Annotated in this window: 15 protein-coding genes; 4 read left to right on the top strand and 11 right to left on the bottom strand. The window is 57.8% G+C overall.

Features of this window, described 5'->3' with window-relative positions; translation table 11 throughout:
- Positions 1-121: 121 nt before the first annotated feature.
- The 5 genes from HMPREF3042_RS06625 to HMPREF3042_RS06605 all read right to left on the bottom strand — a co-directional run bounded on the left by HMPREF3042_RS06625 (position 122) and on the right by HMPREF3042_RS06605 (position 5,164).
- Positions 122-1,066 carry an electron transfer flavoprotein subunit alpha/FixB family protein gene (locus tag HMPREF3042_RS06625; RefSeq protein WP_038628515.1) on the bottom strand — a complete coding sequence of 315 codons (945 nt, stop codon included), beginning with the start codon at positions 1,064-1,066 and terminating at the stop codon, positions 122-124.
- Positions 1,067-1,120: 54 nt separating this feature from the next.
- The gene (locus HMPREF3042_RS06620) at positions 1,121-1,906 is read right to left on the bottom strand and encodes an electron transfer flavoprotein subunit beta/FixA family protein (RefSeq protein WP_070856613.1); all 786 of its coding nucleotides are present in this window, start codon (positions 1,904-1,906) and stop codon (positions 1,121-1,123) included.
- A 337-nt stretch (positions 1,907-2,243) separates the two neighbouring features.
- Positions 2,244-3,428, bottom strand: coding sequence for a THUMP-like domain-containing protein (locus HMPREF3042_RS06615; RefSeq protein ID WP_070856612.1), 1,185 nt, complete (start codon positions 3,426-3,428; stop codon positions 2,244-2,246).
- 53 nt (positions 3,429-3,481) lie between these two features.
- Positions 3,482-4,321 carry an NUDIX hydrolase gene (locus tag HMPREF3042_RS06610; RefSeq protein WP_070856611.1) on the bottom strand — a complete coding sequence of 280 codons (840 nt, stop codon included), beginning with the start codon at positions 4,319-4,321 and terminating at the stop codon, positions 3,482-3,484.
- A gap of 6 nt (positions 4,322-4,327) precedes the next feature.
- Positions 4,328-5,164, bottom strand: a complete 837-nt coding sequence (locus HMPREF3042_RS06605; protein ID WP_038628508.1) for an ABC transporter ATP-binding protein — start codon at positions 5,162-5,164, stop codon at positions 4,328-4,330.
- 141 nt (positions 5,165-5,305) lie between these two features.
- On the opposite strand from HMPREF3042_RS06605, the gene HMPREF3042_RS06600 reads away from it, so the two are divergent.
- Positions 5,306-7,336, top strand: a complete 2,031-nt coding sequence (locus tag HMPREF3042_RS06600) for an alpha-1,4-glucan--maltose-1-phosphate maltosyltransferase (RefSeq protein ID WP_070856610.1) — start codon at positions 5,306-5,308, stop codon at positions 7,334-7,336.
- A 180-nt stretch (positions 7,337-7,516) separates the two neighbouring features.
- Positions 7,517-9,712 (top strand): 1,4-alpha-glucan branching protein GlgB, encoded by a 2,196-nt coding sequence (gene glgB, locus HMPREF3042_RS06595; RefSeq protein ID WP_070856609.1) that lies wholly within the window; start codon positions 7,517-7,519, stop codon positions 9,710-9,712.
- A 128-nt stretch (positions 9,713-9,840) separates the two neighbouring features.
- On the opposite strand, the gene HMPREF3042_RS06590 is transcribed toward glgB, so the two are convergent.
- The gene (locus HMPREF3042_RS06590; protein WP_070856608.1) at positions 9,841-11,013 is read right to left on the bottom strand and encodes a serine hydrolase; all 1,173 of its coding nucleotides are present in this window, start codon (positions 11,011-11,013) and stop codon (positions 9,841-9,843) included.
- 333 nt (positions 11,014-11,346) lie between these two features.
- Between HMPREF3042_RS06590 and HMPREF3042_RS06585 the strand changes: the two genes are divergently transcribed.
- Positions 11,347-11,742: a TIGR02611 family protein gene (locus HMPREF3042_RS06585; protein WP_048735265.1), complete on the top strand. Its 396-nt coding sequence runs from the start codon at positions 11,347-11,349 to the stop codon at positions 11,740-11,742.
- A 35-nt stretch (positions 11,743-11,777) separates the two neighbouring features.
- Here HMPREF3042_RS06585 and HMPREF3042_RS06580 read toward each other — a convergent pair whose 3' ends face one another.
- A complete protein-coding gene (locus tag HMPREF3042_RS06580; protein ID WP_070856607.1) occupies positions 11,778-12,827 on the bottom strand; it encodes a co-chaperone YbbN in 1,050 nt (349 codons plus the stop codon).
- A gap of 83 nt (positions 12,828-12,910) precedes the next feature.
- Positions 12,911-13,216 carry a thiamine-binding protein gene (locus tag HMPREF3042_RS06575; RefSeq protein ID WP_038628488.1) on the bottom strand — a complete coding sequence of 102 codons (306 nt, stop codon included), beginning with the start codon at positions 13,214-13,216 and terminating at the stop codon, positions 12,911-12,913.
- Positions 13,217-13,247: 31 nt separating this feature from the next.
- Between HMPREF3042_RS06575 and mce the strand changes: the two genes are divergently transcribed.
- Complete coding sequence (mce, locus tag HMPREF3042_RS06570) at positions 13,248-13,700, top strand: methylmalonyl-CoA epimerase (protein ID WP_005509354.1); 453 nt, start codon at positions 13,248-13,250, stop codon at positions 13,698-13,700.
- Positions 13,701-14,064: 364 nt separating this feature from the next.
- Here the strand turns inward: mce and nucS are convergent, their stop codons facing one another.
- The 3 genes from nucS to HMPREF3042_RS06550 form a co-directional block, all read right to left on the bottom strand.
- Complete coding sequence (gene nucS / locus HMPREF3042_RS06560) at positions 14,065-14,757, bottom strand: endonuclease NucS (protein WP_070856605.1); 693 nt, start codon at positions 14,755-14,757, stop codon at positions 14,065-14,067.
- Between the two features lie 77 nt (positions 14,758-14,834).
- Entirely contained in the window at positions 14,835-15,338 is a 504-nt protein-coding gene (locus HMPREF3042_RS06555) for a DUF2550 domain-containing protein (protein WP_048735383.1), read from the bottom strand.
- A gap of 217 nt (positions 15,339-15,555) precedes the next feature.
- The gene (locus HMPREF3042_RS06550) at positions 15,556-15,927 is read right to left on the bottom strand and encodes a F0F1 ATP synthase subunit epsilon (protein ID WP_038628479.1); all 372 of its coding nucleotides are present in this window, start codon (positions 15,925-15,927) and stop codon (positions 15,556-15,558) included.
- Between the last annotated feature and the right edge of the window lie 7 nt (positions 15,928-15,934).

The following is a 15,934-nucleotide window of genomic DNA, read 5'->3' as shown; positions in this document are numbered from 1 at the left end:
TAATAACCGTCCCATACAAAAACGCTCGGGGCGGGAACAGACGTGGAAATCTGTGCCCACCCCGAGCAGGTCGTTGCTAACCGAGTTGACTCCCGGCTAACAGTCTTAAGGCAAGTGCGTATTACTTCAGGTTCTCGATAGCCTGCGGAACAACGTCGAACAGGTCACCGACGACACCGAAGTCAGCAATCTCGAACAGTGGAGCCTCTTCGTCCTTGTTGACCACAACGATGGTCTTGGAGGTCTGCATACCGGCCTTGTGCTGAATTGCACCGGAGATACCCAGAGCAAGGTAGAGGTCCGGGGAAACGGTCTTACCGGTCTGGCCGACCTGGAACTGACCCGGGTAGTAGCCAGCGTCAACAGCGGCACGGGAAGCACCAACAGCAGCGCCGAGAACGTCTGCCAGCGGCTCCACAACGTTCTTGAAGCCATCCTCGGATGCGACACCGCGGCCACCGGAAACAACCAGCTTAGCCTCGGTCAGCTCCGGACGGTCGCCGCCCTCAGCCGGTGCGAAGGAAACGATCTCGACAGCGTTGTTGCCGATCTCCGGGAATGCAATCTCAGTGACGTCAGCGGAACCGGACTTCTCCTCCGGGTCAACGGAACCCGGGCGCAGAGCGTAGACCGGGGATGCGCCGTAGCCGACACCGTCGACGATGTACTCGCCACCGAAGATGGAGTACTTAACGGAAGCGTCGTCGTTGATGGCAACAACGTCGGACAGCAGACCGGAACCGGTCAGTGCTGCAACGCGGCCAGCGATTTCCTTGCCGGTTGCGGAAGCGGAAACCAGCACCGGAACCTCACGCTCGGAGGCCAGGCCGACGAGAACGTCAACCTCAGGGGTGATCAGGTACTTAGCGGCATCGTCCGACTCAGCAGCGAGAATCTCGCCAGCGCCGTAGGAAGCCAGGGTCTCTGCAAAGCCAGCAGCGGTGCCCGGGGTGCCCACGACAACTGCAGCCGGGGTGCCGAATGCGGAAGCAGCAGTCAGCAGTTCAGCGGTGGTGTTCTTCAGCTCGCCATTTGCGTGCTCGACGAGAACGAGGACGTCGGTCATAGTGATCTTTCTCCTACTTGTATCTCTATTTGTCTTCTATTCGCGTCAAGCGCCTTAGATGAACTTCTGGGCCTTGAGGTACTCGGCCAGCTTGGCGCCGCCGTCTCCCTCATCGTTAATGCGCTCACCAGCGGTCTTAGCAGGCTTCGGAGTGGAGCCAGTGACACCGGTAGCAGCGTTTTCGAGACCAACCTGCTCTGCCTCAGCAGCAACATCGTCCAGGGTCAGCTCGGTGACCGGCTTCTTCTTAGCGGCCATGATGCCCTTGAAGGATGCGAAGCGCGGGCTGTTTGCCTTCTCAGTGACGGAGACGACTGCCGGCAGGGATGCCTTGAGCTGGTAGATGCCGTCTTCAACCTCGCGCTCACCGGTGATGGAGTCACCCTCGATAGCCACAGAGCGCAGGTGAGTCAGAACCGGGAGGTCGCGGTAAACACCGAGGACAGCCGGAACGGAGCCGGTGCCGCCGTCAGTGGAGGCGTTACCGGTGATGATGAGGTCAACATCCTCGAGGGTGTCAATGACGTTGGACAGAGCCCATGCAGTCTGGACTGCGTCAGAGCCCTCAAGTGCGTCGTCCGAAAGAATGACGGCGTCGTCAGCACCCATGGACAGAGCCTTGCGCAGTGCCTCGATGGCACGATCCGGGCCAACAGTTGCGACGGTAACGTTACCGCCGTGCTCTTCCTTCAGCTGCAGGGCAGCCTCAACAGCGTTCTCATTAATCTCGTCGAGAACTGCGTCTGCAGACTCACGATCGAGGACAAACTTGTCATCGGTGAGCTTACGCTCGGACCAGGTGTCCGGAACCTGCTTGACCAGAACCACAATGTTCGGCATTTTTCTGTCGTCCTTACTGGTTGATTACTGGTGAACGTTTATCTGACCTTACTTCGCAAGCCACCTCACAATAAAGTGAACCAGGCCACGCTCTAGGTCGTCTGTGTTGAAGATAACAGAACCTGTCGCCAATGCGAAGGTGATCCAGATAACAATGTCGTTATTTTTTTAAATTTTTTCTCACGCCACGAGCCCACCCCACCCGCTAACATGCCATTTCCGCATGTCAGAGGTTAATAATACGCAACCGATCGCAGTTGTCTCCGTGGTATTCGCCAACAGCAAACACCGATCCCCAACAGGCTACCCCCACCAATTTTCCGTCGTAACGCGGTCCTTAACCGATCTCTCGAGGCTCACAGATAAACGCCGTCGCGCTCCGCCCAATACGCGTGATCACCACTGCCAATGCCCTGGCACCTTTCAGCTTCCACTGCTTGCGCAACACGTCCGGGTTCACGTCCACACCGCGCACGAGAATCTCCGCCGCCCCGCAATCCAACGCCGCCAGCGCCTTGCGAACCTGCTTCAAATTCACTTGCTCAATAACTTCAAACCCGGCAATGCCCTGTGGCAACGCATCACCGCTAAGATGCGCAATCCGTTCATCGAGCTGCCACAGCCCATGTGCCGCCGCAAAATGCCGCACCAGCCCGGCGCGCACGATTGCTCCGTCCGGGTCAATGATGTACCGACCGGCCGCCCGTACGTCGATGTCGTCAGGCATGGTGTCGTCGTATGTCTGCACGTTCACCGCCGACAACTCTAATGGCCTGTGCTTATCGACGGTCTGGACAACCATCGCCGACCGCGTTACGGATTGCCCCTCGGTAACTCTGACCAGCCCCGGCGTATATAGACACGCCTCCTTGACCGCACCGTCGACCGAAGTGACAGCTACTTCCCCGCTCCACTCGCTGAAGTCGAGCCCCGGCGCGCATTTGATAGCTAGTTCTCTATCTGGCCAGGCGGCTATGAGCGCCGACAGTGGCGGAAGCAGGTCCTCCGGGTTGGTGATCCTACGCCCACCAGAACGGCGTGCAGGGTCAGCGACAATGACAGGTGCGTCAAAGGCCGGTTGCAAAGCATCGGCCTGCGCGAAGATGTTCTTGCCGACGTTATGCCGCGCCATGGCCAGCCGTGCAAGGTCGAGATCAGACCCGACAACGGTCAGGCCCTCGTGGTCAATCGCTGCCACTTCAGTACCAATGGAGCAGGTCACATCGGCCACTGCTTCGACACCGAGATGCGAAAGCCTACGAGCGCGAGCCAGCGCGACGACAAAGGGCGTGGCCTGTTGCGCTGCTTCGGAAGAGAAAATCCAGTCCCCTGGCAGTTTGCTGACCGCCGAACGCCGAGCTGTTGCGACTTCAATGACCGCACGACCAAACTCGCCACAGTGTTGGCGTAGATGCGCGGAGTCTGCAATCAGAGACTTTTTAGTAAGCGCGAGTTGGTCGGCCTCATCTAGCCACTCCGGGTGAGCCGCAACAGCGGCCACCTCTGCAGCGGACACGGACACTCGTTATCTCCTTCCAATTAGGGGTTAGCCGATTAGCGGGATTGAGTAGTCGATTAACGGTTCATGCCTTTTCGCAAATGCCCCATGTGGGTGGCAACGGCAAAGTACTCATCCATAAAAGGTTCCCCGAGGAAGTCACTACTGGTGCGTCGCACCGGAGTGTTTCTAGCTGCCTCGAGAGCCTCCGCCACAGTACTGACACCGTCCAAGCGAGTCAGTTGCGCCCAGGTCGGAGGCATGAGGCCAAGTAACCCACGGCGCCATCCATCCAAAATCGTAGTCGGGCGGAACCAACCCGAAGATGACGCCTCAGAGGTGTCACCGTCGGCCCTTTGACCGTCGGGAAGCGCGGCGAGGAAGAAATAGGTGTCGTAGCGAATGGGGTTGGATTCGGGTGTCACCCAGTTAGCCCAAGGACTGACGAGTTCGGCATCGAGCACCAGATTTTCATTGCTAAGGAAATCCGTCAATGACAACTCGTGGGCTTCCAACTGCCGTCGCTGACGGTGGAAGCAGTGGCCATCTGCGACAATCTCACCGCCAGCATCGCGAACCAACAGAGTGCCTGTTTCCTCAAAGGTCTCACGCACGGCCGCACAGGTGAGCGCGTGCGCCCGCGCGCGGTCGACGTTAAAAGCCTGTGCAATCCGCGACTCGGGGTCGGCTTCCGACGGCTCGGTCACGGTCATGCCCTCATTCGCGACAGCGGGGAAATCACGTCGGTCTACTCCACCGCCGGGAAACACGGTCATATTGGCCGCAAAGCGCATTGAGGATACACGTTCTTGAACGTAGACCTCGAGCCCGCAGTGGGTGTCACGGAGCAGCAATACAGTCGCTGCCAGTTTCGGCGACGCGGGCGTATTCGGAGTTTCAGGTGTCGAAACCGCCATGAGCGTCTACTTCTTCCGGTGCTTTCCAGCAGGCCGTGCCCGGCGCGCAAAGTAGCGATCATCGATGCGATCGACGACGATTTCCTGGTGGAAAGCCTTGGTCAGGTTCTCACTGGTCAGGACGTCGTCAATAAGCCCCTGCGCAATGACATTGCCCTCGTCAAGGAGCATCGCATGGGTGAAGCCGTACGGAATCTCTTCCGGGTGGTGCGTAATCATCACCATCGCCGGCGCATCCGGGTCGAGCGCGAGTTCGCCTAAGTAACCGACCAGGTCCTCACGACCGCCCAGGTCGAGCCCAGCGCCCGGCTCGTCGAGAAGCAGCAATTCAGGGTTGACCATCATGGCTCGTGCGATGAGCACGCGCTTTCGCTCTCCCTCACTGAGAGTTCCCCAGGTGCGGTCGGCAAGATGCTCAGCGCCCATGCGCTCGAGAATCTCGGAGAGCTGTTCGAAATCCATCTCTTCATAGGTCTCACGCCAGCGGCCCAAGACGGAGTAACTGGCGGAAATAACAAGGTCCGCGACCTTTTCATCATTGGGTATGCGGTGAGCAATCGACGACGACGTCAAACCGATCATGGTGCGCAAATCACGCATGTCGGTGCGACCAATCTGCTCTCCCATCACATGGGCCACCCCTGAAGACGGGAACTCCTCCGCTGCGGCAATGCGCATTAAAGAAGTCTTGCCTGCACCGTTCGGCCCCATGATGACCCAGCGCTCGTCAAGTTCTACTTGCCAATCCACCGGCCCGACCAGCGTACGGCCACCACGGATGAGGTGTACGTCGCGAAAGTCGATTAACAGATCTTCGTTAAAGTCTTCTTCCAATTCAGCCACACATCCATGGTGCCCTAACTTTGCCCAAATGTGCGCTCGGACATTCTCAACTATCCTCGGTAGAGAGCAAATCGAGTTCACTCGAGATGGCTTTTGCTTCGATTTTCACCTAGCTCGCCGACAATTAGGAGAACGTCTTTTATGACTGGTCGAATCGGTATTGATGACATCCGTCCTCAAATCAACGGTGGTGCAACTCCATCGAAGGCCGTAGTGGGTGAAGTCGTCCCAACCTTCGCCGTCATTTGGCGAGAAGGCCACGACGCGATGAACGCTACGCTCAACGTTAAGGGGCCGAAGGAATCAGCTTTTGCTTCCCGCTCACAGCGCATTCCAATGCACTTTTCTGACCATGATCCAAATCAGGTCAATGCCACCTTCGTCCCAGACGTCCCCGGACTGTGGACCATTCGCATTGATGCCTGGTCAGACCCGATGGCAACATGGCGCAACGCTATCACCAAGAAGTTCGAGGCCGGTCAGAACGAAGCTGAGCTTTCTAATGATCTAGAAATTGGTGCCGCTCTCTTCGACCGCGCCGCCGCTGGTGCCGCTGCTATCCACCGCAACCACCTACGTTCCATCGCCGCAGGTCTGCGCGGCGACGGCGATCTTCGCGCCCGCATCGCAGCCGCGCTTTCCGACGAGACCCGCGCCATTTTGCAGGCGCACCCGGTACGCGACCTTTTGACCCGCGGAAAGACCCGCAAGATCAAGGTTGACCGCCGCGAAGCCCTGTACTCCTCTTGGTACGAGTTCTTCCCCCGTTCTAACGGTGGTTACGGCGAAAACGGCGAGCTGCTGCACGGCACATTCAAGACCTCGGTTGCACAGCTTGATCGCGCACAGCGCATGGGCTTCGACACGGTCTATCTGCCACCGATTCATCCAATCGGTGAAATCAACCGCAAGGGTCGCAACAACACCCTGACCCCGGAACCGGGCGATGTCGGTTCTCCGTGGGCTATCGGCTCCGCAGAAGGTGGCCACGACGCCATCCACCCGAGCCTCGGTGACGAAAAGGACTTCAAGGAGTTCATCAAGGCTGCTAAGGAGCGCGATCTAGAGGTCGCTATCGACCTAGCGCTCCAGTGTGCACCGGACCACCCGTGGGCTAAGGCTCACCCGGAGTGGTTCACTGTGCTTCCGGACGGCACCATTGCCTACGCCGAGAATCCGCCGAAGAAGTACCAGGACATCTACCCGCTGAACTTCGACAACGATGCCAAGGGCCTGTACGCAGAGGTTCTGCGTGTAGTGAAGTTTTGGGTCAAGCGTGGAGTCAAGGTCTTCCGCGTGGACAACCCCCACACCAAGCCGGGCAACTTCTGGGAATGGCTGATTGAAACCGTTCACGAAACCAACCCGGAGGTCATCTTCCTCGCCGAGGCCTTCACTACCCCGGCCCGTCTCTACGGCCTGGCCAAAGCTGGCTTCACTCAGTCCTACATCTACTTCCCGTGGAAGACTACGAAGGAAGAGCTGACCGAATTCGGCGAGGAGATTACCCGCCATGCGGACATCGCTCGCCCATCCCTATGGGTTAATACCCCAGATATTCTGCATGATTTCCTGGTCAAGGGCGGCCGTGGCGCCTTCGCTATCCGCGCCGCGCTAGCTTCAACCCTTTCTCCGCTGTGGGGCATGTACTCCGGCTTCGAGCTGTTTGAAAATGTCCCGGTCAAGGAGGGCTCCGAGGAGTACCTCGACAGCGAGAAGTACCAGCTCCGCAGCCGCGATTACGACCAGGCGCTGGCGACCGGCAACTCGCTGGAACCGTTCATTGCCACGCTGAACAAGATTCGCCGGGAGCACCCGGCTCTGCAGCAGCTGCGCAACCTGCACTTCCACGACATCGACAATGACAACCTGCTGGCTTACTCGAAGCACGATCCGGTCACCGGCGATGCCATCCTCGTTGTTCTCAACCTCGATCCATGGAATGCCCAGGAAGCTACCGTGCACCTCGACATGGATCGCATTGGACTCCGCAACCACGACCGCATGGATGTCACTGACCTGATTACCGGTAACCAGTTCAACTGGGGCAAGGACAACTACGTCCGCCTGGCACCGTGGGAAAACGTCGCGCACATCATCAAGCTGCCGGAAATCGATGTCAAGCTCCGCCACAAGTTGGCTTGGCGCAACGTCCCCGACTACGAGGGCTAAAACGCTTGCTGGGAACTTTCGGGGTTAGTGGGCCGCTGACCTGACCACTGTCGCAACGGTTCGTCGTTAGGCTGGCGGGTGAGCTAGCAGCCCACTGTCCCCTACCTCCCTCTATTTCTTTAGCACTGAACGCAACAACTTCACATTCATCTACCTAGAAACGCTTCGGAAGGACCTTCCATGGGAGCCCACACAGATCCCCGCCTCGCAATTGATTCCGGCGATATGGATCGCCTGCGCTACTGCACCCATCACGATCCGCACAGCATCTACGGCGCACACGTCGTGGACGGTGACACGGTAATTCGCACGAGGGTCTTCGGCGCTCAGGCAGTTACTATCGTCAGCACTCGCGGCGAATTTGAGGCGGAAAACCTGGGCGACGGTTTCTTTACCGCCCTCGTCCCAGGCGGCGATGACTTCGACTACCGCCTGCGTATTACGTGGGACTCCGGCGAAACCGTAGAGCGTGCCGACGGCTACCGTTTCCTCCCCACTATTGGCGCTGGTGACCTGCACCTAATCGGCGAGGGACGTCATGAGGACCTGTGGAAGGTTCTCGGTGCTCACCTTCGCAGTTACGACACCGAGTTGGGTACGGTCGAAGGCACCTCGTTTACTGTCTGGGCTCCGAATGCACGTGGCGTTGCCGTGGTCGGTGACTTCTGCATGTGGAACGGCGCGCAGTACCCGATGCGCTCTATGGGTGGCGCAGGTATCTGGGAACTGTTCATCCCGGGTGTGGGTGAGGGCGATGTCTACAAGTTCGCCATCACGACACCGGAGGGACAGCGCCGCGATAAGGCCGACCCGATGGCGCGTGCGGCTGAGCTACCACCGGCGACCGGCTCGATTGTTACGACCTCCGACTACACCTGGGGAGACCAGGCGTGGATGGAAAAGCGCGCTAACACTGACTGGACCGAAGAGCCTATCTCTATTTACGAGGTCCACTTGGGTTCGTGGAAGCAGGGCCTGAGCTACGAGGTCATGGCGGAGAAGCTGGTGCGCTACGTGGTCGACATGGGCTACACCCATGTGGAATTCATGCCAGTATGTGAGCACCCGTTCACCGGTTCCTGGGGTTATCAGGTTTCCGGCTACTACGCTCCGACCAGCCGCTTCGGCACCCCAGATCAGTTCCGCGGTCTTGTTGATGCCTTCCACGCCGCTGGCATCGGTGTCATCATGGACTGGGTTCCGGGACACTTCCCGAAGGACGAGTTCGCACTTGCCCGCTTCGACGGCACGGCTTGCTACGAGCACCCGGACTGGCGCCGCGGCGAGCAGCGCGACTGGGGCACCTACGTTTTCGACTTCGGCCGCAACGAGGTTCGTAACTTCCTCTACGCCAACGCACTGTACTGGGCGGAAGAGTTCCACATCGACGGGCTGCGCGTCGACGCAGTGGCTTCCATGCTGTACCTGGACTACTCCCGCAATGAAGGCGAGTGGCTGCCGAACCAGTACGGTGGCCGTGAAAACCTCGATGCTGTTCAGTTCCTGCAGGAATTCAACGCCACTGTACACAAGCACAACCCGGGCTTCCTCACCGTGGCCGAAGAATCTACTTCCTGGCCGGGTGTGACCGCACCTACCGAACACGGTGGCTTGGGCTTCTCTATGAAGTGGAACATGGGCTGGATGAATGACACGCTGGAGTACTTCAGCAAGGAGCCGATTTACCGCTCCTACCACCACCATGAGCTCACCTTCGCTATGGTCTACGCTTACTCGGAAGAGTTCATTCTGCCGATTAGCCACGACGAGGTCGTGCACGGCAAGGGCTCGCTGTGGGAGCGCATGCCGGGCGGTGACTGGGACAAGGCCGCAGGCCTACGTACTTTCCTGACCTTCATGTGGGCGCACCCGGGCAAGCAGCTTCTATTCCAGGGTCAGGATCTTGGCCAGAACCACGAGTGGAACCACGATGAGTCCGTGGCTTGGGACAACCTCGAAGGTTGGGGCGGCGAATTCCACCGCGGCATTCAGCTGCTGGTTAAGGACATCAACGCCATCTACAAGGAAAACCCGGCGTTCTACACCCAGGATGACCGCCCAGAGGGATTCCAGTGGATTAACGCGGATGATTCCACAAACAATGTTGTGTCCTTTGTCCGTTATGGCACCGATGGCTCGGTCGTCGCCTGCGTCTATAATCTGTCGGGAACCACGCAGGAAATCTACAAGATTGGCGTACCGCGAGGTGGTCAATGGACGGAGATTCTGAACACAAATGCATCACGTTACGAGGGTTCCGGCTACGGTGAAAACGGTACGGTAACCGCGGTCGAGCACGGTTGGAACGGCCAGGCTCACTCGATTGATTTGGTGCTGCCGGCCAACACCGCCGTTTGGCTGAAGTGGCAGGGCTAATCCCGAATCCGCCCGAATAGAAGACAATCGCATAGGAATTGCCCGTGTTGCACGGTTTTCAGTGACCTGAGTTTCGGCCTGAAAACCTGACACACGGGCAATTTTGTTTTGGGGAGCGTATCCAGGTCCTATCCTCGGAACGGATTGAACCAGTCAGGTTCCAAAGATTCGTTGTAATTCGCAGAATCTGAATCATCGGTGTACGCGGATCCATCCATGCTGTCGGTTCCGATGCGATCCGGAATGCCGTCGCCATCCTCATCCGCGCTCCACGTCGCAGCCTGCTTGGCAGTCAGTGGCTTTCCATCCTCACCAAGGCGATTGTAATCCGGCAGAAGCGGGGCGATTTGGGAACCCAGCTGGCCGAGCAGGCCGTCGGTAAGCTCATTGAGCGGCACCCCATCAAAGCGCGTCGTAATTGCGTAAGCGATGGGTCCGGCCGCAGTGTATAAAATGCCGTGATCATTAACGCCCTCGGCAGTGTCACCGGTCTTCTGTACCGCGGATCCGACGTACATCACAAACTTCTGCGAACCACCGTAAGTGAGGTAGGTCAATGCAGTTTGTGCCGTGTCCTTGGTAATGAAGTTGTGCTTTGAGGTGCCATCGGCCACTTCCTGGAGACGTGCCATGAACAGCGCAGCCTGAGAGGGAGTAAACCAGGACCGATCACCGCTGGGATTGGGGATGTTGAACTTGTTGCCCAGGTGGTAGCGCTTGTCATCAACACCGGCTTCCTTGATGGTTTTATTGACCTCGTCGAAACCACCGACAGCGTCAATCAACCCATTCGCCGCGGTGTTGTCCGAATACCGCATCACGTATTGCAACAACCCGTCGAGCGTGTATTGACCAGGACCAATCACGCTTCCGCCAACACCGTTGTCCCAATCGACCGTCACCGTCTTGTCTAGGTCATCGCCAAATTTCTTCAGCCCAGTAACCACCAACGGAGCCTTAATGGTCGATGCGGAGTACTCCTTCGTGTCCTCGCCTACCGACGCCGTGAGCCCCTTGTACGGACCGTCAATGACGCGCAAATAGGCGCCCAATTCAATGCCATAGTTGTCGGAGAAATTTTTAGCCGCGGTATCGAGGGCGTCCTGGGCATCAGGCCAGGCGACTTCCTCGGAAGCATCCCAACCGTTATCTGAAGCTTTTGGCTTTGCGGCAGCAGAGGTGGCCTTGGCCCCGGTGGCGTTTGAGCCATCGATGGTGCACCCCACCAACAGAGTCGAGGCCGAAAGCGCAACAAGGACCGAGGCGGAAGTAGCGCGAAGGGCTTTGGGGCGAAGTCGCATGCAAAACTCCTGGCTGCAGAAAACTGAAGACCGAAGGCGCCTAGCACAGTATGAACTGTCTGAGGTGAACAGGCGGATGAAAGGCAGTGGTAACTGCTGTAAACCACTATGAACTGTTGGAAGATTACCACCTTCCGAAAAATCTCGTTGCACTGGGGCGCAACTTTTGTGCAACAATGGATTAAATATAGACATGATTTAAAAAGTCAATGTCCAACGGTGCACCCAGGCAGTTGAGCTGCATATTTGATGCTTAATGCTTTAACGATGCCTCGTTCGAGACCGCTACTAGAAGTAGCGCACGGCACCGAAAATCGGAGGAAGTGAATCGCAATGGAGGAAAAGGTACATCGCTTGATGGACCGCATGCAGATTCGCCATGCCCATATGCGCAACACCTGGTATGGGCCGGTACTCTCCCCGGTTCTTCTCGTCGCAGGCTTCGCACTGCTCATTGTTGGCATTATCATTTTGCCAACTCCTGCTCCCGGATGGCTCTGCATCTTTGTTGCACTGGGAATTCTCTCGTTGGTGCACCCACCGACACGTCGCCTGAACATCTGGTTGGCAGCAAAATTGGACGCCTTTTACGCCTGGTATGCGGAGCGTCATGTGGCAATGAAAGCAACGCTTTTCCTGTTGCTGATGGCGTTTATGGCCGCTGTAATGGGCAGCGTCTACTACTTCATGGCTCCGGATGACTGGCCGTACACCGACGCTTCAAGCTAGGAGCCTGCGCTTTCAAGGCTCCTAGTACAGTGCTCCTAGTACAGTGCGCTAGCCATCCTCCGGCGCGCATCCAATGCCACTGGATCTGTGGTATCGAATAGCACAAGCAGCTCTAGTAGACGCGACTTGATGGTCTCACGGTCATCGCCAAACACCTGCGGGAGCAACTTCAACAAACGATCGAGCGCCTTCGCCGGGTCGTCGACAAGCATCGTGACATCCGCGGCATCGAGGGCGAGCGCGACGTCTTTCGGCGCTGCGTCGGCTTTTGCAATTGGATCTGCGCTGCGATCGATGTTGGCAGCGCGGGCGAAGAAGGACACATTCGCGTGAGCACGCTTCAGACCCTGATTTGCGGGCTCGGACTGCAGCATAGCGTCATACAGCTCCAACGCCCCGTCGAAATTGCCCTCCTCGAGCAACTCTTCGGCCTGCTCCAAACGCGGGTCATCGGTGGGTACGGGATTGCCGAAGAAGTCAGTCGGTTCGGGAGCCTCCGGCTCGCTGCCCTCCCCAGCCATACGAGTTCCCGCCGGCAACCCCTTGAGACGCCCCCGAGTGGCCTCCATAACCTGCGCCAGCCACTGCTCCAGCCAATCCCTGGTTTTCTCGCCTACAAACATGCCAATGGGACTGCCCATAGCCACGGCCGTGACTGTCGGCACTGCCTGCACACCGAATGCCTGGGCCAGCTGCGGATGCTCCTCAGCATCCGCCCACGCCAGAATCCAGTTCAAATTGGCCTCACGGGCCATGCCTTCTAGCTCAGCCCGAAGACGCAGCGAATCAGCTGCTCCCGCCATGCCGATTAAGACAATTACCGGTACCTGCTCCGAGCGCAGCACGACTTCTGCCTCAAGGGTCTGCGGGACAATCTCAACTACAGGAGGAAGCCCATCTCCCTGATCACTGGTTGCGCGCTCGATCTCCTCTCGGCGCTTACGTTCGGCTTCGGCGCGCTGGTGGAGCTGCTCCAAATCAACCGTGCCGGGAGGTGGTGGCGGAGTCGAGCACTCGCGGTGACCGTGTGCTCCATGCGAGTGACCATGCGAATGGCCATGTGCGTGACCATGTCCAGCTGGCATCGTAAAAGGGTTCCTCTCCAGTGTCGTCGTAAAGCCTATGTAAAGACCTATGTAGAGCCTACGTGTCCAAGCCGAACAAGAGACTAGTCGGTAGCTTTTAGCGCATCCTCCACCGCATCTACTTTCGCTCGCAGCTGCCCGGTGTACCCGTTGCGAATGTCCGCTTTGATGACGAGAGAAGTGCGCGGGCTGACACGGCTGACTGCTTCCGTGGCTCGCTTAACCACGTCCATCACCTCATCCCATTCGCCTTCAACAAGGGTGAACATGGCGTTAGTTTCGTTGGGCAGGCCAGATTCGCGCACAACACGTACGGCTTCAGCAACGGCCTCAGCCATTCCCTGTTCAGGATCGGAGAAAGTGGGGGCAACAGAAAATGCGACAATCATGGCGCCGATAATAGCGAGTACTCTGGAAACTATGAGTGAGACACAGATTCCCGTTCCCCATAAGTACGTAGTCGCTGTTGATCACGTCGGCGTCGCAGTCCCAGATTTTGATGCCGCTATTGAGTGGTACCGCGCAAACCTGGGGTTCATCAACTACCACGATGAGGTCAATGAAGAGCAGGGGGTCCACGAGGCCATGGTCGGCCCGGCCGACAAGGTTGAAGGTGGCACTCTGGTTCAGATTCTCGCGCCGCTGAATGACCAGTCCACCATTGCAAAGTACCTGGACAAGAAGGGGCCGGGAATCCAGCAGTACGCAGTTCGCGTCACTGATCTGGAGGCTCTGATGGCACATCTGAAGGAGCAGGGCACCCGCGTGCTCTACCCGGAGCCGAAGATTGGCACCGCAGGTTCGCGCATCAACTTCATCCACCCGAAGGATGCCGGTGGCGTCCTGCTGGAGCTCGTTGAGCCGGCAAAGTAAATCTATCCCCAGCGGCGCGTGATAGTGCGGTGAGCTCTGTTGCGCCAGCAGTTAGTGTGCCAATGGCGCCGGTCATCGGCGCCGGCACCATAATCCTGTGGCCATGCCACGATGTGCGAAGTCCCAGGCATGATTTCCTGGTCGCACCCCGGACAGCGATAAACCTTATTGGACTGGCCAGCGCTGATGTTACGCACCGCAAAGTCCACGTCCTGCCAACCGGCAGGCCCGGATTCAGTGCGGGTGTTTTGAAAAGAACTGCCAAACGCGGGCAGGCTGCCGCGATTCTGGCCTTGGTTATTACGCCTGCCGCGTTGATTACCCCGTTGATTGCCGCGCCGCTTGTGGTTTCGCCTAGGCATGGCTAAAACAACCGCAATTCGTTGGACTCCAGGCCACGCAGCGCGTCGTAATCCACGGTCACACAGCGAATACCACGGTCCTCTGCCAGAGTCTTGGCCTGTGGCTTAATCTCCTGGGCAGCAAAAATCCCCTCCACCGGTGCCAGCAGCTCATCGCGGTTCAGCATCTCCAAGTAACGGGTTAGCTGCTCAACACCATCGATACCACCCCGGCGCTTAACCTCCACTGCTACAGTGGCTCCGTTTTCATCGCGGCCAAGCAGATCCACCGGCCCAATCGCGGTTGGGTATTCGCGCCGAATCAGGGTGTAGCCCTCGCCAAAAGTTGTGAACTGATCTGCAAGCAGCTCCTGTAGATGCGCTTCTACACCATCCTTCTCCAGGCCGGGATCCTCTCCCAGCTCGTAGGTGCTATCAGCTAACACCTTGCCGATAGTGATACGAAGCTGCTCGCCCTTCTTGTTCTCAACGACCCAAAGCTTTTCACCAGTGTCCTCACCCGACTCGTCGAGAATATCCTTCTCCGTCAGCGTACACGGCGGTGTCATCCAATTCAGGGGCTTATATGCACGGTCGTCGGTATGCACAGAGACAGACCCGTCAGCTTTCACCAACAGCAAGCGCGGAGCATGAGGCAGATGGGCATTCAAGCGACCGACATAGTCGACGGTGCATTCAGCAATCACAAGGCGCATTCCCCTACCCTAACGTGACTGCCGCGCGGGAGAAAACAATACCCGCTAGAGGCTTCGCAATAACCTGCCGTCGCAGCCTAGTACTGACTTCCCCGGCCGCGGTTATAAGCCGAACGAAAACGTCGCTCAATATCTGTAGGAAACTCACGAGTCTGGCGTGACGACGGCTTCGACTCCACCCACGCCACCAGCGCGGTGTCCGAGGACGAGTCCACGGCAAACTCCCATTCGGTATTTTTCCCCGATTTAATCCTGACTACCCGAAGCCCGGGCGCGAAAAAACCCGCCTCGATGTCAGTCGGATTTCGGCGATCCACAATAGTGACATCGTGACGGGCAAATTCGGCATCACAGCCAGGACGCAGCGAACGTAGCTTATACATCTTCAACGTCGACTCTGAATAAACCATGACTCCATGGCGCCAGTGACTGCCATCACCGGCAGGAAGACGGCGAGCGATAACAGGGGTACCTTTTGCATGCAGGCTAGCAAAACGCCACAGGGCAAGCGCCCCGCCGACGATTAACATCGCACCGATAATCATGAGCATGATTGACATCATGGTTACGCTTGAAAACACTATCTGCCAGCCTCGCATCCGGGTGAATAGACGACGAACCTTGGTCCAAAAGCGCATTAGAGGCTTTTTACAAACCCTACCCGATTGTTGCACTGACATGAAAAATAACTAAGAAAAACGGGGCGGGGAGCTTGCAAGATTTCTCTTGCGAGCTCCCCGCCCCGTTTAAAGAAGCAGGAAGAATACGGTCGTGCGACCGGATGTTCAGGCGAACAGACTACTTGGTGGAAGCGCGACGAGCCGCGCGAACCTCCGACTCAGCCTGTGCCTTTACTGCAGGGTCATCCGAAGTCAGGTTGGACTCGGCCTCGGAGAGGTTAACCTCGTCAGCCCAGATTGCCTTATCCGCGAGGATCGAAACCTTCGAGGTAGACACGGAAATGAACCCACCCTGTACCGAAGCGACAAGAACCTTGCCGTCTGCGGTCTTGATGGTCACCGTACCGTTGTTGACCAGCTGGCCAAGCAACGGCTGGTGTCCGGGCAGCACGCCGATCTCACCCTCGGTGGTCTGAGCAGAGACCAAAGTGGCCTTACCCTTCCAGAGCGGTCGCTCAACAGCAACCAGTTCAGCGGTGATTTCAGCCATGAGGATG

It is taken from the genome of Corynebacterium sp. HMSC074C05, from assembly GCF_001838325.1.
GTDB classification, from domain to species: Bacteria; Actinomycetota; Actinomycetes; order Mycobacteriales; family Mycobacteriaceae; genus Corynebacterium; species Corynebacterium amycolatum.
Note: the sequence above shows the minus strand (reverse complement) of the source record. Positions and strands in the feature narration are given on the sequence as shown.